Origin of the sequence: Pseudomonas sp. V88_4 (genome assembly GCF_029967985.1) — a bacterium.
GTDB classification, from domain to species: Bacteria; Pseudomonadota; Gammaproteobacteria; order Pseudomonadales; family Pseudomonadaceae; genus Aquipseudomonas; species Aquipseudomonas glycinae.
In genome coordinates this window covers 467859-485895 of sequence record NZ_JASCAF010000002.1, presented here as the reverse complement: position 1 = coordinate 485895, position 18037 = coordinate 467859, and the positions used below count along the sequence as shown (strand labels likewise).

Sequence of the window (18037 nt, the reverse complement as noted above, 5' to 3'; positions counted from 1 at the left end):
TTTTAGTAGAAAAGTCCTACGGAAGTGTTCTCCTTATATTAAGAATGTTGCAGTTATTAGTTGCTGTGTTGAACTGTTTTTACTCAAGGCCCGACGTTTGATTGACTTACCCGTTGCATCCCCCGACCCCCTGAAAACCAACCCGATGACCGTGTATCTGGCGCGTCTGGCTCCCTCCAGCCAACTCACCATGCGTTACGTTTTACAAGATGCCGCCGACCGTCTCGGTTTCGAAGACATGAACGTCGAAGAAATTCCCTGGCATGCGCTGCAACCGGAAGATGTGGTTGCATTAGTCGCTGCATTGCGCGCCGACAATTACGCACCGAATACTTCTTCGCTGTATGTAAACGCCATTCGCGGTGTAATGAATGAAGCCTGGCGCATGAGCCTGATCAGCCAGGAACATCTATTGAAAATGCGCTCGGTCAAAGGCATTGCCGGCACGCGACTGTCCCAGGGGCGCAATCTGAAGCGCACGCTGATTCATGAATTGATGGAAGTCTGCGCCGCTGATCCACGGCCACAAGGTTTGCGCGATGCGGCGGTGATTGCGTTGTTGTACGGCACCGGCATGCGCAAGTCGGAGTCGGTGGATCTGGACCTCAATCAGGTCGATTTCGCCGAACGCAGTCTGTGCGTGACTGCCAAGGGCAATAAGCAACTGATCAAATACGCGCCAGCCTGGGCGTTCGCCAAACTCAATGCCTGGCTGGAGTTTCGTCGCTCGGAACTCAAGGAAGGCGAGAGCGACGACGCGTTTCTGTTCAACCGGATTCGCCGTGGCAGCCACATCACCCGCGAGCGCATCACCAAGCACGCGATCTATTACATCGCCCGGCAGCGCGGCACCCAGGTCGGGGTGAAGATCATGCCCCACGATTTCCGGCGTTCGTTCATCACACGGGTGATCGAAGAGCACGACCTGTCGATCGCCCAGAAGCTCGCCCACCACAGCAATATCCAGACGACCGCCAACTATGACGTGCGCGACGACAACGAGCGGCGCCGCGCGGTGGATCGCTTCGACCTGTAGTCAGGGCGTTGCAAAGACGTGGGCCGCCCCCAGAATGGACAATTGCACGGCGCTGCCGGCCGGTGGCGCGTGCATGCCGGAGCTGCGCACCAGCAGTGAGCGACCGGGGCTGGCTTGCGTGCGCAGCTCCACCGTCAGGGTGCAGACGTTGCCGCCAAAGTCTCGATCCGTCACCACGGCGTGGCAGCCCTGAAGGTCGGCGGGAATGTCCGACAGTTGCAGTTGTTCGGGCCGCAGCATGATCTGCGCGGCGCCGGCAAACCCGTTGCTGTTGACCATCACCCGGCCCAGGTCGCAGTGCGCCCAGCCGGCTTCGATCCGGGCGGGCATGACCACGGCGTCGCCGAGAAAATGCGCAGTTTGCTCATCGTTGGGGTAGCGGTAGAGGTCCATCGGATGGCCTGACTGCACCAGCCGACCGTCGCGCATGACCGCCAACTGGTCGGCGAACGACAGCGCTTCGCCCTGATCGTGGGTCACCAGAATCGTGGTCACGCCAGCCTCTTCCAGCAGGCGCGCGACCATTTTGCGCATGGCGCCGCGCAGGCCGGTGTCGAGGGCGGAGAAGGGTTCGTCGAGCAGCATCAGGCGTGGACGTTGGGCCAGTGCCCGGGCGAGGGACACCCGCTGCTGTTGGCCGCCGGACAACTCGTGGGGCCAGCGTGTGGCCATGTCGGCGTTCAGGGCGACGTTGTCCATCAGCACCTGAATACGTTCGGTTCTGGCGCTGCCGGTTTCTGCCAAGCCGAAACCGATGTTGTCGGCCACGGTCATGTGCGGGAACAGCGCGCCGTCCTGCGGCACGTACCCGATCTGCCGCTGATACGCGGGCACGGCGTGGGTGCTGTCGACCAGGGTCTGGCCGTTGAGCGTCAGGCTGCCGGCGTCGGGGAATTCGAACCCGGCGATCATCCGCAACAGGGTGGTCTTGCCGGAGCCCGAAGGGCCGACGATCACCGTGCGGCTGCCGGTCGGGACGGACAGGTTGATGGAGTCCAGCGCCGTTTGCGCGCCGAAGGATTTGCTGAGATTGATGATGTCGAGAGCGTTCATCGGCCGGCACTGCGCCTGGATTGGTGATAGAGGATGGCCGTGAGCGGCAGCGACAGCAGCACCATCAGCAGGGCGTAAGGCGCTGCGGCGGCGTAGTCGATTTCGCTGGTCATGGCCCAGAAACCGGTGGCCAGGGTGCGCGTGCCGTTAGGCGCGAGCAACAGGGTTGCGGTCAGTTCATTGGTGATCGCCAGAAACACCAGCGCCGCGCCCGCTGCCGCACCGGGTGCAGCGAGACGCAAGGTAATCAGCCACAGGGCGCGCAACGGTGAGCGGCCGAGGCTTTGTGCGATGTTTTCCAGCTCCACCGGTGCCTGTGCAAACCCGGCGCGCAGGCTGACCAGCGCGCGGGGCAGGAACATCAGCAGGTAGGCCAGCAGCACGGTAATGGTGGTCTGGTAGATCGGTCGGGCGAAATGGATGGTCACGGTGACCAGCGCCAGCGCCACGACAATCCCGGGCAATGCGCTGGTGATGTAATTGCAGCCCTCAAGCAGGCGTTGCAGCTTGCCGGGCGCCCGGATCGACAGCCAGGCAATCGGGATTGCCGCCAGACTGGTCAACAGCGCGCCGGCCACGCCGAATGACAGGGTCTGAAGCAATGCCGGCAGCAGTTCTTCGCCTTCCCAGACCTCGGCACCGCCGGCGATCAGCCATTTGCCCAACGTCAGCATCGGCACGCCGAGGGCCAGCAGGCAGGTCACGCCTTGCAGGCACAATCCCAGCGCGGCAGTGCGTCGTTGCAGGCGCACGGTGCGTTGTTCGCGAGCGCTGCCGGAGCCGACGCGGGCGTATCGCGCATGACCACGGGCACCGGATTCCACCACCAGCATCGCCAGGCAGCACAACGCCAGAACGCTGGCGAGCATGTTGGCGGCCGGGCCGTTAAAGGTCGATTTGAACTGGTCGAAGATCGCCGTGGTGAAGGTGTCGAAACGGATCATTGCGTACAGGCCATATTCGGCCAGCAAGTGCAGGCCGACGAGCAACGCGCCGCCACAGATCGCCAGCCGTAATTGCGGCAGCACCACCCGGAAGAACACGGCCCACGGTTTCAGGCCGAGGGATTCGGCCACGTCTTCAATCGCCGGATCGAGACGACGCAACGTCGCGGCAATCGGCAAATAGAGGAATGGGAAATAGGCGATCACCGACACCAGCACCCCGGCCGGCAGCCCATGAATCGACGGAAACAGGCTGACCCACGCGTAGCTGTGCACGAATGCCGGTACCGCCAGCGGCGCAACCGCCAGCAGTGACCACAATCGCCGTCCCGGCAGGTCGGTGCGTTCGGTCAGCCACGCCAGCGTGGTGCCGAGCACGATGCAGATCGGCAGCGTGATCAGCACCAAGAGCACGGTGTTGATCAGCAGCTCGGCGACCCGCGGACGGAAGACCAAGGCTTCGATAGTCGCCCAGCCGGTGTACCACGACACGCCGACCACAAAACCGATCGGCACCAATGACAGCAGCGACACCGCGATGGCCAGCACGACCACCCATGGGCCCCCGCGCCAATTGAGGGCGCGGGTCCGGCGTGACAAATGGGCGGAGGGCGCCGCAGCGATCCCCGCCGACAGAGTTTCAGGCATCAATTAAAGCAGTCCTGCCTGGGTCATCAGTTCGACGGCTTTCTTGCTGTCGAGCTTCGATGCATCGACTTTCGGCGCGTCCAGATCCTTCAACGGCACCAGTTTGGGGTTGGATGCGGCGTCCTTGCCCACTGCGTATTCAAAGGAATTGCCGGTGCGCAGGACTTCCTGGCCTTGTTTGCCGGTGATGTACTGGAGGAATTTCTGTGCTTCTTCCTGGTGTTTGCTGGAAGCCAGCACGCCACCACCGGAAATGCTCACGAACGCCCCCGGATCCTGATGCTTGAAGTAGTGCAGGGCAGTGTTCTTGCTGTTTTCGCCGGTCTTGGCCTGATCGACGAACGCGTAGTAGTGGTAGATCACGCCGCTGTCGACTTGCCCGGCATTCACCGCTTTGAGCACCGAGCTGTTGCCCCGGTAGGCGGTGAAGTTGGCTTTCATGCCCTTGAGCCATTCGAGGGTGGCGGCTTCGCCTTTCTGTTCCAGCACGGCGGCGACGATGGCCTGGAAATCCGCACCGGCAGGCGACGCGGCCCAGCGACCTTTCCAGGCCGGGCTCGCGAGGTCCATCAGGGATTTGGGCAGGTCTTTTTCCGGCAACTTGGCCGGGTTGTAGACGAACACCGTCGAGCGCGCGGCGATGCCGACCCACTGACCGTGGGCCGGTCGATAAGCCGCATCGACTTGCTCAAGGGTTGCCGGAGCCACCGGCGCGAACAGCTTGGCGTTGTCCACCAGCACCATGGCCGGGGAGTTTTCCGTCAGGAATACGTCGGCAGGAGAAGACGCGCCTTCCTGGACAATCTGGTTGCCCATTTCCGTGTCGTCGCCGTTGCGCACGGTGACCGGGATCCCGGTTTCCTCGGTGAAGCCGGCGACCCAGGCCTTGGTCAGGGTTTCGTGCTGGGCGTTGTAGACCACAAGGCCGACGGAGTCGGCGGCAAACACCTGACCGGCCGCGAGCAGCGCAGTCGCCAGCGCGGCCTGTTTCAGAAAGGACGGAACGGATGGACTCATGGCGGGGCAGCTCCTGTTTTTAGACGTTATGGGCAAGCATTCGCGGGAGTTTCAATGCGAATGATTTGCATATGTTGGCTGGCTGGCAATGTAGAGAGGCAAATGAGAAAAAAACGTCAAAACAACCGTTAATACATGTCATTGCCATTCAGGTTAGCAGTCACTCGGCGGGGACGCCGGGCGAACCCGGCGCTGTCTTTCAGGAGCCTTGGGGCAGGTAGGCGACGCTTTGATCCTCGCGACCGTGAAACAGCTGTTCGCCGCGGGTGGGCGTGGTGGTAATGACCTGATGATCGCGGCTGAGGTGACTCAGCGGAACGGGATCGCCGGTGCGGTACTGGGCGACAAAGAGGGTCCGCTGCGGATCCCAGTGCTGGCCGCTGGTGCGTTCCAGCCAGGCGATCATGGCTGCGGTATCGCCGTCGCGCGGGAAATCCCGGCTCTGCGGCACGTAGTAGAACGGCGCACCGCCGGTCTGCAGGTACATCGGTACTTTATTGTCGACCTCGACCATGACCACATGCCATTGACTCAAGGGAGCGCGTTGGCTGGCTTGCAGGCGCACGGTTTCGCCGAAACGGATTGCACCGCCTCCGCTGTTGGTCCACGGGTAAAGCACACCGAGTATGCCGAGCAGCAGGACGGTGGCCACGCCGAAACCGATTTTCAAACCACGCCCGCCGAACGAGCCTGCGGCATTTCGAGCCGCCATGCGCCGGGTGATCCACCAGGCCCCGAGCAGTTGCGCGAACGGCACCAGTGGCAGCACGTAATAACTGCGTCGGCTGCCGCTGGCCGTGAAGAACAACATTAATAACCCCAGGCCCTGAATCAGCCAGCGGGTGTCCGGTTCGATGTGTTTCCAGTTCCGCGCTGCGACCCACAAGGCAATGATCCAGCACGGTGCCCAGGGCAGGGTGTAGATCGGCAGGTACAGCAAATAGGTGTAGATCGGGCCGATGTTGTCGAATGGCTGGAAAAACCGCACGACGTTTTCCCGCAAGACCAGCCCGAGGCCGCTTTCCCCGTAATTTGGCGCGCCATAGAGGTGCGACAGCAGGAACGGCGTCATGTAGAACGCCCCGGCAATCACCAGCGCGGCGAGTAGTCTCAGATTGAGATGACGCTTCCAGCGGCCTTCATGCAACAGGTGCGGCAGCAGCACCAGCCCGGGCAGGATGAAACCGATCAGGCCTTTGAACAACGACGTCAGGGACAGCAGGACGCAGAACACCAGATAGCGCGAAAACCGCGTATCGTCCGGCCCGCGCCAGTACCACCAGACTGCCGCCAGCACACCGCAGACCGTCAGGATGTCGGCCGTGGCGACCCGCGCCCAGAACACGAAATAGAAGGTGGTCGCCAGCATCCAGCCGGCGATCAGTCCCGTGCCCTTGCGAAACCGCTGCTCGCCCAGTTGATACACCAGCCACACGCTCAACCACGCGGACACCACCGAAGACAGGCGCAGCGACCAGTGATCGAGACTGCCGGTCAGCCAGGCGGTCGCGGTGATCAGCCAGTACGACAAAAGCGGCTTGTCGTAGTAGGGATCGCCCTTGAGGTACGGGTCGAAGTAATCACCGCTTTGCAGCATCTGCAACGCGATGTTCGCCCAGCGGGTTTCCGCGCCCCACAGTTCGCGACTGCCCAGGCCGAGCAGCAACATCAGGGCGCTGGCCGCCAGCAGGAGCAACAGGGCGGCGCGGTCGTTGTTGCGCACCGTCATGGCTGTTTCTGCGCAAAGATGAAAATGTGCAGATTACCGCGCCGATAATGCTTGCCGTCCACGGGCAGCAATTCGACTTCCTGTTCTTCCTGCGTACTGTTGACGCGCAAGACCACGCCGACCGCGCCTTTCTTCCGCGCTTCGGTCATCCACTGGCCGACGCCGTCCATAGTGACTTTACGTGCTTCCATGGCCGGGTCTTCGAGGCCGTATTTCAATTCACCGATGGTGTTGAACAGGTCCACTTGCGGGCGTTTCAAGCGCCACGCCAGCGCCGAGGCCGCGCCCAGGTCGTTGCTCAGCAAGGACGCGGTTTCACTCAGTTCCCGTTGATGCTCGGCAATGAACTGATCCGGCATCTTGCTGTTGACGATCTGCGCCGGCATGGCGGCGGGCAGCAACGCCACGAGCAGGCCGATGCCCAGCGCCGGCATGGCCCACAACGTCAGTGGACGCAGCACTTGCAAGGCGTTGGCGATGATCCAGCCCACCAGCACGATATAGGCCAGCGACAGGCTGAACATCTCAGTGTTTTCGTAGATTTCCTTCGTGGCCTGAAGATAGAGCAGGGCCACCAGCGCAACACTGGCGAGTACCGTGTTGAACACACCGTTCAGGCGCAGGAACCGGCCACTGCGTTGATCCAGCCACTTGACTACGGTCTGTCCCATCAACAGCGCGACGGGCAGCAGGCACGGCATGATGTACGTAGGAAGTTTGCCGCTGCTCAGACTGAAAAATGCCAGTGGCAGCAGGAACCACAGTGCCAGGTAAGCGGTTTTTGCCTCACGCTTTTCGCGCCACATGCGCAGCAAGGTCGAAGGTAGAAGCAGCGCCCACGGCAGGGTCGAGGCAAACAGCAATGGCAGGTAGAACCACCACGGGCGGGCATGTTGCGCGTCGTCACCGGCGGCAAAACGACGGATGTGTTCGTGCCAGAAGAAGAACCGCCAGAAGTCCGGTTCCCGGTAATGGACTGCCAATACCCACGGCAGGCTGACGAGGGCGCAGACCACCACGGCGACCAGTCCGTAACGCACCAGCTCACCGAAGCGCCGTTGCCAGACCATGTAGGGCAGGGCGATCAGCACCGGCAACAGCAGGGCCAGGAACCCTTTGGTCATCAGCCCCATGCCGCAAGCGACACCAAGCAGCGCCCAGCCACCCAGGCGAGCGCGGGGCGTACGGCTGTCGATGGCAAACCACGCAGCCACCATGCTCAGGTTGACCCACAAGGTGAATTGCGGATCGAGATTGGCATAGCCGGCTTGACCTGCAATCAGCCCGAAACTCATATAAAGCAGGGCGCTGGCGGCGCTGATGCGCGGGTTGTTCCAGAGCCGGCGGGCCATCAGGTAGGTCAGCCAGACGCTGGCGCCGGTACTCAGCGCCGAAGCGATACGCACGCCGAACAGGTTGTCACCGAAAATTGCCTGGCCGATGGCAATCATCCAGTAGCCGGCAATCGGTTTCTCGAAATAACGGATGCCCATGAAATGCGGGGCTACCCAATTGCCACTCAGCAGCATTTCCTGGCTGATCTGGCCGTAGCGGGTTTCATCGGGGATCCACAGGCCGTGGCTCATCAATGGCAGCAGGTAAAACATCACGAACGCCAAAATAAGGCCGGGGATGGCCCAGCGTTCGACCGCAGTCGTCGAAGGGAAAAGGGCAGTGTGTCGCAGCGGGTTGTTTTCAGACGTCATGACAAAGCCTTGGTACCGTACGAAGTTCTGATGTCGATGACCTGCCCGGCGCGTTCCTGAGCGGGCGAGTCATCGTGTTGAATGAATGCAGGTGTCAGGCATTTCCTGTATCCAGAGAACTGTCGTACCTCCAGGCCGAAGTTCTCGCGATATAGCCAAGCATGAAAAAACCAGCTGTCCAGCAAGTCGGGGGCAGATACATTTCTCATTACAATTTGATGAAGTGTGCTTTGTTTAATTGAAAACAGCTCAGAACTGTCAATTAGCTCTAACCACGACGTTAATCACTATTGAGTTGTGACCAGGCCTCGGCATTCAGAATGCCCAGCACTTCAAGTTGCCCCTTGGCATCAATGCGAACAAACAGCGTGCTTCCATAATCAGCGGCGATCGCATGGGGAAAACCGGTCTGTTTTTCAAAGTCGCTGATGCAGCCGCTGTGGGTGACCAGCACCAGATTGCGCTGTGCAACTTTGTGCGCCACCACCTCGTTACGCAGCGACGAACCGCAGGATTCAAGCCAGGGCTGAGCAGTAGCGTCCTGCCCGAACATGGCACGCGCCGTTTGCACGGTCCGGGTCAGCGGGCTGGTGAACACCTGTGCCTGCTGCATGCCCAGGCTCGTGAAACCCTTGCCCACCCGCACAGCCGAGTCGTTGCCTACCTGAGTGATGCCGTCTTCCGGGCCCAGACAAAGATGGTCGGAGCGGTCGCAACGTTCAGCATGGCGCACCAGTGCCACCACTTCGCCCGCCTGCCAGGCCCTGGTCCAATCAGCCCTTGAGGCCTTCCCCGCGTGGCCCAGATCAATGGGGGAGCGGGTTACCCAGACAAAGCCGCTAACCAGTGCAATCGCCACCCCTGCACCGACAACCGTCAGCAGTTTTCCAAGTCGCATTAGTCGACGTTGTTTATAGACTGCTGTTAATAGCATCTGTCGCTCCACGCCATGCCCCTTAACTTCGCAGGCGCAATTGGCCTGCGATTTAATCAACTTTATGGTTTCGTACTTGAATGCTGGCTGAATGTTGGGGCTATTCACGTCGGGCCGCAGTGAAGAACATGTGAAAAATTTGCGGGAGTTGAAAATGCGCAATTAATCAAGTTTCTGATAACCAGACTCAAATACGCTTTTTTTACCGGGCTGGCTTAACAACTGTTGCTGTTTGAGGTGAAGCTGAATCCGTTCGGTCCATCTATTGAGTACACACATGATGTTGACCGCCGAGTCTGATAACCGAGGTGGAGTCCTCCAGCCGAATGGATTTCAAGCAGAGCCTGACGAAACGGATCGTCATCGTATTCGCCTCGATGAGTGCGCTGGTGGCCGGCGTATTTGCGCTGGGAATCGTAGCCACCGTGCATGTGGTGGAACACAAGTTGACGGCCACGACCTTGATGGGCGGTCTGCATCGTTTGCTGGCAATGGATGACATCAGTCGCTGGAGCCATCGACCGGAAAAGAGCGAGCTGTTTTTCTTCGAAGGCGGGCCGGGCTCCATGGCGCTGGTTCCGTCACTGGCGTCTCTTTCGCCGGGGTTTCAGGAGGTCATGTTCGAGGGCGATGGCTTTTTCGCCATGGTCGAGATGGTGGGCGGACGCAAGTACGTGCTGTTGCGTGACCAGGAAAGTCTCGAACAGCGTGAGCGTCTGTTGTTCATTGTCGTGGCGGTCGGGTTCATCCTGAGCATTCTGCTGGCGATAGTGCTGGGCCGATTGCTGGCGCGACGGGTAATGGCTCCGGTCATCCGTCTGGCGCGCCAGGTACGTCACCGCGATCAGTTACTGGTGCTGGCGCCGCCTCTGCATCCGGACTACGCGGCGGACGAAGTCGGAGAACTGGCACTCTCGTTCGATCAGACGCTGGGTCGCCTGCGCGAAACGCTGAGCCGGGAAAAACTGTTCACCAGCGACGTGAGTCATGAACTTCGCACACCGTTGATGGTGCTGGGCGGAGCCTGCGAGTTGCTGCTCGCCAATCCATCGCTCGATACCCGCTCGGCCGCGCAGGTCAACCGCATCGCTCGGGCCAGTCATGAAATGCGTCAATTGGTGGATACCTTCCTGATGCTCGCCCGCGCCCAGGAAGATACCGGTGGCGACATTTGCGTTTCACTTGGGGAAGTTGCACGCGTTCAGGCGGAGATCTGGGGGCGGCTGATTCGCGAAAAAGGGCTGGAATTTTTTTGCGACATCAATCCGGCCGGCACGGCTCGTTACAACCAGACCTTTTTGCAGTCAGTGATGGGTAACCTGCTGCGCAATGCCTGGCATTACACAGATCAGGGTTTTGTCAGGCTGACCGTCGGGGAATGCGGATTTGTGGTTGAAGACAGTGGCATCGGCATTCCAGAAGAACGCCGGCAAGCGATGTTCCAGCCATTCGTGCGGGGTGACGAGCGTCGAGGCGAGGGGCTTGGGCTGGGGTTGTCACTGGTGCAGCGGATTTGCAATCGCGAGCACTGGCAGGTCGACCTGACAACCCGTGAGCCCCACGGTTGTCGCTTTACCGTCCTTTTGAACACGGACGCTCAGGACGCCGGTGGACAGCCCCGCGCAGTGCCCGCCGCCTGACCAATCAACGCGGCCAGACGCTTGACGTTGTTCTGCTGGGCCGCCACCAGATCGTCAATGCTCGGCCCGGACGGGGTTTGCAGCAGCGAGCGGCAGGCGAGCAGGGCGTCGTCCCCGGCGTTGGCCTGGCGCAGGCGCCATTTGACGTCGATCAGCCCGTACTGCCCGGGAATCGAATCGAAGCGTTGCACATCAATGCGCACGGAGGTTTTGCGCGGGCCGCCGGCATTACTGAGCTGATCCACCAGCGCGCTGCGCAACTCATCGCTGAGGCTGGCGCCCCACCATTCGGTCTCAAGGATCGCCAGGCCGCTGTTGCCTTGGCGGATCACGATTTGCGGCCGGTCGACCTGCGGCGGCACGCTGATGCCTTCGATGGTGATTTCCGAGCCGGCGCGGCCGGCCATTGGTTGCGTCGGCGTCAGGGTATGAAAGCTGATCGGAGCGCTTTTGCAGGCGCCGAGCAGCAGGCCAATGGCGAGCACGGTGAACTTCAGCGGTAAAGCCATGGGACAGCTCCTGTGCTCAGTTGCGCGGCGGCCCTTTGAGATCCAGCGGCGCGGCGTTGTCGGGGCGGCCGCGAATCAACGATTCCGGATGACGGCCCAGATAATCGGACAGATCACGTAGCGAACGGGACATGCGCCCAAGCTCGTCGAGGGTCTCGGTCAGTTGTTCGCGTTGCGGCGAGTCTTCGGCCAGGGTAGAGCTGGCCGACTGCAGGGTCTTGCTCAGGTCGGCGAGGGTGTTCTGCACGCCGGGCAGGGTCCTGGCATTGAACTGGGTCAGGCCTTTGCGCAACTCCACGAGGTTGCTGTCGAGGTTGCCGGCAATCCGTTCCACCGGCAGTTTGTTGAGCTTGTCGATCATCGCTTCGAGTTTTTCCTGCAATTGTTCGAGGCTGCCGGGGACGGTTGGAACGCTGATCGGGCGAGCGGTGGGGTCAAACGCGACTTTTTCGGCCTTGGGGAAGAAGTCCAGAGCAATGTACAACTGGCCGGTCAGCAGATTGCCGCTGCGAGCCTGGGCACGCAGACCGTTGTCGATAAAGGTGCCGATCAGGCGCACGGCAGCGGCTTCGTCGTCCGGATTGTGGTCGAGTACCTTGAGCATCTTGATGTGGGCCTGGCCGAGGCGCTGCGGGTAAATCACGATGCCGACGTTGAGCGGGAAGCTGCGTTTCTTCGCGTCGAAATCCAGGTTGACACTGACCACCCGGCCGATCTCGATGCCGAGGAATTCCACCGGCGCATCGACTTTCAACCCGCGCAGGGCCTGATCGAAACGCAGGGTCAGGTATTGCGCCTTGCCATTGGGCGGAGCGAGTGCGGTTTGCTGGTCGTCGAACAGGTCGTAAGTCCTTTCTTCGGCGGCGGCAACGTCGTTGGGGCTGTACTCCGGCGCGCGAAAGGCAATGCCGCCTACCAGCAAGGTCGACAACGATTCGGTTTTCACCGCAAAACCGTTGGCGCCGACGTTGACATCAATCCCGCTGGCGTTCCAGAACCGGGTGTTTTCCGTGACGTAGGCGTCGTTCGGCGCATGGATGAACACTTCGATGTTCACCCCTTTGCCATCGGCATCCAGCGCGTAGGCCACCACCTGGCCCACCGGAATCTTGCGGTAATAGACCGGCGAGCCGATATCCAGCGAACCGAGGTCCGAGGCATGCAGGTTGAAGCGTTTACCCGGTTCGCCGTAGGTGATCGGCGGCGGGTTTTCCAGGCCTTTGAAGTGTTTTGCGCGTGAGTTGGACTGCCCGATGTCGGCGCCGATGTAGTCGCCGGACAGCAATGTGTCGATGCCCGAGACACCGCCCGCACCAATGCGTGGGCGCACGACCCAGAACTGCGAGTCTTCGCGGGTGAAGGTTTCGGCCTGCTTGGCCAGTTTGATCGTGGCGTTGACGCTTTTCTGGTCGTCGCTCAGTTCGACATCCGTGACCTGGCCGATCACTACGTTGCGGTATTTGACTTCGGTCTTGTTGGCGGTCAGGCCGCTGCCGGTCTTGAAGGTGACGGTAATGGTGGGGCCTTCCTGCATCAGGTTGTGCACCACCAGCGAGAGGCCCACCAGCACCGCGACGATCGGCACGATCCACACCAGCGAAATGCTGAAACGCCGGGTCTTGACCGGCGCCTGACCGGGCGCTCGCGGTTGATCGGCGGCTGACGACTCCATCCATGACCTCCAGGGTGTGTGGGCACTGAGCGTCAGGAACGCAAAAGCACTTCATCAATATAGAAGTGCTTCGCGATAGAGCAAATGCGCAGGGTGCTTTAACCGGCACGCGTCAGCCCAGCAATTCCCGCAGGCGATACCAGAACATGCCCAGTGCCAGCAGCGGCGAACGCAGCGTAGGGCCGCCGGGGAAGGTCATGTGCGGCACACTGCTGAACACGTCCATGCCTTGGCTGTGGCCAGCGTGAATCGCTTCGCCCAACAGTTTGGCGCACCAGTGGGTGACGTTCAGACCGTGACCGGAATAGCCCTGGGCGTAGAACACGTTCGGGTGCAGCTTCAGTCGGCCGACCTGTGGGAAGCGGTTGGCGGTGATGCCGATCTTGCCGCCCCACTGATAGTCGATGCGCACATCCGCCAGTTGGGGGAACACCTTGAGCATCTTTGGTCGCATGTACGCGGCGATGTCCGCCGGGTCCCGTCCCGAATAATGGCAGGCGCCGCCGAACAGCAAGCGCCGGTCCGCCGAAAGCCGGTAGTAGTCGAGGCCGACTTTCTGGTCGCACAGCGCCAGGTTCTGCGGAATCAGCTCGGCGACGCGTTCCGCCGACAGCGGTTCAGTGGCGATGATGTAACTGCCAGCGGGCAGCACTTTGCCGCTGAGTTGCTGTTCAAGTTCATCCAGATGCGCGTTGCAGCCGAGCACCAGACTGCCGGCGCGTACCGTGCCGCTCTGGGTGCGGACTTGAACGGTCGGGCCGTGGAGAATTTCCAGCACCGGGCTCTGCTCGAAAATCCGCACCCCGAGGGAGGCAGCCAGCCGCGCTTCGCCCTGGACCAGGTCGAGCGGGTGCAGATGCCCTGAGCCCATGTCGATCAGGCCACCCTTGTAGACGCCCGCGTTCACCACTTGCTGACGAATCAGCTCAGGGGCGACCAGCCGCGTTTCATGGCGGTAACCCAACTGCGCCAGGCTTTCCTGCTCGGCCTTGAAGGCGTCGAACTGCGCCGGGGTGTTGGCCAGCTCGCAGAAGCCCCAGCGCAGGTCGCACTCGATGGCGTTGTCGGTGATGCGCTGGCGCACCAGCTCCACCGAATCGATCCCGGCCCGGTGCAGGTAGCGCACGCCTTCACTGCCGACATGCCGGGCAAAACCTTCGACGTCATGGCCGATCCCGCGAATCAACTGCCCGCCATTGCGCCCGCTGGCGCCCCAGCCGATGCGCCGGGCTTCGAGCAGGATCACCGAGAGCCCGCGCTGCGCCAGTTCAATGGCGGTGTTGACGCCGGTGAAACCGCCGCCGATCACGCAGACATCGGCGATCAGATCACCCTCAAGTTCCGGATAGGGTGTGCTGGCCCGGGCCGACGCGGCGTAATAGGACTGGGCGTGTTCCTGGGTGTACTGATTCATTTGTTCGACTTCACTTTGCTCCAGGACCGGGTCATCAGACGCATGATCGACTGGGGCGGGGTAGAGGAGATGTAAAGCTTGTCGAGGACCTCCTGGGACGGATAGACCTCGGGATTGTTGACCAACCCGGGATCCATGTATTGCTTGGCCGCCGGGTTCGGGTTGGCGTAGCCGACCGAGGCGCTGACCTTGGCGATCACTTGCGGATCGAGCAGGTAATTGATGAAGGCGTGGGCTTCCTTGGTGTTGCCCGCGTCGGCGGGAATCGCCAGCAGGTCGAACCACAGGTTCGCGCCTTCCTTGGGAATCGAGTACGCGATGTTCACGCCGTTCTTGGCTTCCTTGGCGCGGTTGGCGGCCTGGAACACGTCGCCGGAATAACCGAAGGCCACGCAGATGTCGCCGTTGGCCAGGTCGGACACGTATTTCGAGGAATGGAAATAGGTGATGTATGGCCGGATGCTCAGCAGTTTCTCTTCGGCCTTCTTGTAGTCTTCGGGTTTCTCGCTGCGCGGGTCCATGCCCATGTAGTTGAGGATCGCCGGGAACACTTCATCGGCCGAGTCCATCATCGACACACCGCACTGGGTGAGTTTCTTCAGGTTCTCCGGTTCGAACAGCACGGCCCAGGAGTCGATGTGATCGATGCCCAGCACTTGCTTGACCTTGTCGACGTTGTAGCCGATGCCATTGGTGCCCCACAGATACGGCACCGAGTGCTGGTTGCCGGGATCGTTTTTCTCAAGCAGGGCCAGCAGTTTCGGGTCGAGGTTTTTCCAGTTCGGCAGTTGCGAGCGGTCCAGTTTGAGGAACGCACCGGCCTTTACCTGACGGGCGAGGAAGTGGTTGGACGGCACCACCACGTCATACCCGGTGCGGCCGGCAAGCAGTTTGCCTTCGAGGGTTTCATTGGAGTCGAAAACGTCGTAGATCACCTTGATACCGCTGGAGGACTGGAAGTCGGCGAGGGTGGTTTCGCCAATGTAATCGGTCCAGTTGTAGACGCTGACCTGGGGTTGGGCGAAGGCACCGGCACTGCACGCCAGGGCCAGCGCGGCGGGAATCAGGGATTTCAACAGACGCATATCGACACCTCTTCGAATTATTGGATTTTTCAGGCGAGTACGGTCCTTGTGGGAGCTGGCTTGCCAGCGATAGCGGTGGGTCAGTCGATAGAGATGTTGACTGTGCCGACACCCTCGCTGGCAAGCCAGCTCCCACAGGGAACGTGGCTGTTGGTTAAACGCTCAGCAACAGGAACTCCCGCTCCCAGGAACTGATCACGCGCTTGAAGTTTTCGTGCTCGGCGCGTTTCACCGCGACGTAGCCGCGTACGAACTTGCTGCCCAGGTATTGCGCGACGGTGTCGCACTCTTCCATCTGGGTCAGGGCTTCTTCGATGGTGATCGGCAGGCGCAGGTTGCGGCGCTCGTAAGCCCGGCCTTCGACGGCGGCGCTCGGTTCGACGCCTTCGACCATACCGATGTAGCCACACAGCAGGCTCGCGGCGATGGCCAGGTACGGGTTGGCGTCGGCGCCGGGCAGACGGTTCTCAACCCGCATCGCCTCAGGCCCGGAGGTCGGCACCCGCAGGCCGACGGTGCGGTTTTCTTCGCCCCATTCGACGTTGACCGGTGCCGAGGTGTCCGGCAGGAAGCGGCGGAACGAGTTCACGTTGGGCGCGAACATCGGCAGCACTTTCGGAATGTATTTCTGCAGGCCGCCGATGTGATGGCGGAACAGGTCGCTCATGCTGCCGTCGGCATTGGCGAAAATCGGCTGGCCGCTGGTGATCTCGACCACGCTCTGGTGCAGGTGCATGGCACTGCCGGGCTCATCGCCGATCGGCTTGGCCATGAAGGTTGCGGTGACGTTGTGCTTGAGCGCCGCTTCACGCAGGGTGCGTTTGAACACGGTGATCTGGTCGGCCAGATCCAGTGCGTCGCCGTGACGGAAGTTGATTTCCATCTGCGCCGGGCCGTCTTCGTGGATCAGCGTGTCCAGATCCAGGCCTTGCAGTTCGCACCAGTCGTAGACGTCTTCGAACAGCGGATCGAATTCGTTGGCCGCATCGATGGAGAACGACTGGCGACCGCTTTCGGCGCGACCGGAACGGCCCAGCGGTGCCTTGAGCGGCAAGTCCGGGTCTTCGCAGCGCTGGGTCAGGTAGAACTCCATTTCTGGCGCCACGATCGGCTTCCAGCCTTTGTCGGTGTACAGCTGCAAGACTTTCTTCAGCACGTTGCGCGGCGACAGTTCGATCGGGTTGCCGAACTTGTCGAAGGTGTCGTGGATGACGATGGCAGTCGGCTCGATGGCCCACGGGATCACGTACACCGCGTCGCTCACCGGCTTGCAGACCATGTCGATGTCGGCCGGGTCGAGCAGGTCGTAGTAGATGTCGTCGTCGACAAAATCCCCGGTTACCGTTTGCAGCAGCACACTTTCCGGCAGGCGCATGCCTCGCTCATGCAGGAACTTGTTGGTCGGTGCAATTTTGCCGCGGGCGATGCCGGTCAGGTCGCTGACCACGCATTCCACTTCGGTAATCTTGTGATCTTTCAGCCATGTGAACAGCTGATCGAAAGGGGCATTCATAAAGACCTCGTCGTTGGTTTTGTTGACGCGGGGGAAGCGCGATTTCATCTTTCGCAGGCTTCCCCTGTGGCGCGTTGACGACTATCTTGGGCGGGCCTTGTTGTTCCATCTATCCACTTTCAGCAGCACCAAAGCGCACCAAAAGAGTGCGCAAGGTCTCCCATGACAACGTGTAATCCGCTACAGGTTCAAGCGTTCAACACCGCCGATGTCACCGAGCAAATCCGCGCCACGCCGGGTTGGGTTCAGCATTACCAGCAAATGTCGCCAGGGCATTTCGCCGGACAGATCCGCTATCTGGATTTGCAGGGTGTGGAGGTTTACGAAGAACAGATGAACACCCGGGTCGAGCAGAATTTCAGCGCGCCGCAAGGGTCGTTGGCGTTCTGTTTCGATCGCAGCGACAACGCGCTCTATCTGCTCAATGAAGAAAGCCGCAACATCTGGATCACCCCGGAGAACTACCAGGAAATCGCCGTGGTGTTCGGCCCGGACTTCGTCCGCCGCAACGGCCTGGACATGGCCAGGCTGGAAGGTTTGTTCATGGCGCCGCTCAATGGCGCGCAGAACGGATTGTTCAGCCGCTGGTTAAGCTCCACGCTCACGAAGTTGTCGCAACCCCTTGATCAGCCAAGCAAAGAAGCGCTGACCCAGCAGTTGCTGGAGGACTGCCTGTTCATCCTCGACAACGCAAGCGTGTGCCTGGACGGCGGTGGCTTGCAGCGTCGCGCCGAAGAGCGAATCACGCTCAAACGCGTCGGGGAGTGGGCGGCGGACTCGCCGGAAGAAACCCTCAATCTGCTTGAGTTATCGCGTGTCGCCGGAGTTTCCGTGCGCCAGTTGCAGCAGACCTTCAAGGCCTACACCGGGATGTCGCCGAGTCATTGGCTGCGTTTGCGCAGGCTCAACAGTGCGCGGCGGGAACTGCTCAAGCGTTCAGCGGCGGACACCACGGTGGCGGAGGTCGCGATGAACTGGTCGTTCTGGCATTTGGGCCGTTTTTCAAGCAGTTATCGGGCAATGTTCAAGGAGTTGCCGAGCGAGACGTTGAAGCGCTCTTCTTCTTCGTGACAGGCACGCGCTTGAAATCGCCGGAAAAGAACGTGGTTTCACGCCAGCATATTAATTAGAATCACT

The 18037-nt window shown here is 60.9% G+C and carries 14 protein-coding genes; 3 read left to right on the top strand and 11 right to left on the bottom strand.

Translation table 11 applies throughout. The features are described from left to right. Positions 1–145: 145 nt before the first annotated feature. Positions 146–1036: a tyrosine-type recombinase/integrase gene (locus tag QLG12_RS04755; RefSeq protein ID WP_197868058.1), complete on the top strand. Its 891-nt coding sequence runs from the start codon at positions 146–148 to the stop codon at positions 1034–1036. Here the strand turns inward: QLG12_RS04755 and QLG12_RS04750 are convergent, their stop codons facing one another. The 6 genes from QLG12_RS04750 to QLG12_RS04725 all read right to left on the bottom strand — a co-directional run bounded on the left by QLG12_RS04750 (position 1037) and on the right by QLG12_RS04725 (position 9031). Then, complete coding sequence (locus tag QLG12_RS04750) at positions 1037–2089, bottom strand: ABC transporter ATP-binding protein (protein WP_282474026.1); 1053 nt, start codon at positions 2087–2089, stop codon at positions 1037–1039. After that, complete coding sequence (locus QLG12_RS04745) at positions 2086–3681, bottom strand: iron ABC transporter permease (protein WP_282474025.1); 1596 nt, start codon at positions 3679–3681, stop codon at positions 2086–2088. Before QLG12_RS04745 ends, QLG12_RS04750 begins: the two co-directional genes overlap by 4 nt. Before the next feature lie 3 nt (positions 3682–3684). Beyond that, positions 3685–4698 (bottom strand): iron ABC transporter substrate-binding protein, encoded by a 1014-nt coding sequence (locus QLG12_RS04740; RefSeq protein WP_197867797.1) that lies wholly within the window; start codon positions 4696–4698, stop codon positions 3685–3687. Between the two features lie 199 nt (positions 4699–4897). Next, positions 4898–6427: a glycosyltransferase family 39 protein gene (locus tag QLG12_RS04735; RefSeq protein ID WP_197867796.1), complete on the bottom strand. Its 1530-nt coding sequence runs from the start codon at positions 6425–6427 to the stop codon at positions 4898–4900. Continuing rightward, complete coding sequence (arnT, locus tag QLG12_RS04730) at positions 6424–8133, bottom strand: lipid IV(A) 4-amino-4-deoxy-L-arabinosyltransferase (protein WP_282474024.1); 1710 nt, start codon at positions 8131–8133, stop codon at positions 6424–6426. Before arnT ends, QLG12_RS04735 begins: the two co-directional genes overlap by 4 nt. A gap of 280 nt (positions 8134–8413) precedes the next feature. Then, positions 8414–9031, bottom strand: a complete 618-nt coding sequence (locus QLG12_RS04725) for a histidine phosphatase family protein (protein ID WP_282474086.1) — start codon at positions 9029–9031, stop codon at positions 8414–8416. 362 nt (positions 9032–9393) lie between these two features. Between QLG12_RS04725 and QLG12_RS04720 the strand changes: the two genes are divergently transcribed. Beyond that, positions 9394–10707, top strand: a complete 1314-nt coding sequence (locus QLG12_RS04720; protein WP_282474023.1) for a HAMP domain-containing sensor histidine kinase — start codon at positions 9394–9396, stop codon at positions 10705–10707. Here QLG12_RS04720 and QLG12_RS04715 read toward each other — a convergent pair. From QLG12_RS04715 to QLG12_RS04695, 5 genes are all read right to left on the bottom strand, one after another. Beyond that, positions 10665–11216, bottom strand: a complete 552-nt coding sequence (locus tag QLG12_RS04715) for a PqiC family protein (protein WP_282474022.1) — start codon at positions 11214–11216, stop codon at positions 10665–10667. The two genes, QLG12_RS04720 and QLG12_RS04715, sit on opposite strands and share 43 nt — an antisense overlap. Positions 11217–11232: 16 nt before the next feature. Then, on the bottom strand, positions 11233–12888 hold the full coding sequence (locus QLG12_RS04710; protein WP_197867792.1) for an MlaD family protein: 1656 nt from the start codon (positions 12886–12888) through the stop codon (positions 11233–11235). 112 nt (positions 12889–13000) lie between these two features. Then, entirely contained in the window at positions 13001–14302 is a 1302-nt protein-coding gene (locus QLG12_RS04705) for an FAD-binding oxidoreductase (RefSeq protein ID WP_282474021.1), read from the bottom strand. Then, entirely contained in the window at positions 14299–15387 is a 1089-nt protein-coding gene (locus tag QLG12_RS04700) for a polyamine ABC transporter substrate-binding protein (RefSeq protein ID WP_197867790.1), read from the bottom strand. The genes QLG12_RS04705 and QLG12_RS04700 overlap by 4 nt, the downstream gene beginning before the upstream one ends. A gap of 154 nt (positions 15388–15541) precedes the next feature. Continuing rightward, positions 15542–16900, bottom strand: a complete 1359-nt coding sequence (locus QLG12_RS04695) for a glutamine synthetase family protein (RefSeq protein WP_282474020.1) — start codon at positions 16898–16900, stop codon at positions 15542–15544. A 162-nt stretch (positions 16901–17062) separates the two neighbouring features. Here QLG12_RS04695 and QLG12_RS04690 point away from each other — a divergent pair, with 162 nt between their 5' ends. Beyond that, the gene (locus QLG12_RS04690) at positions 17063–17971 is read left to right on the top strand and encodes a helix-turn-helix domain-containing protein (RefSeq protein ID WP_282474019.1); all 909 of its coding nucleotides are present in this window, start codon (positions 17063–17065) and stop codon (positions 17969–17971) included. Positions 17972–18037: the final 66 nt, after the last annotated feature.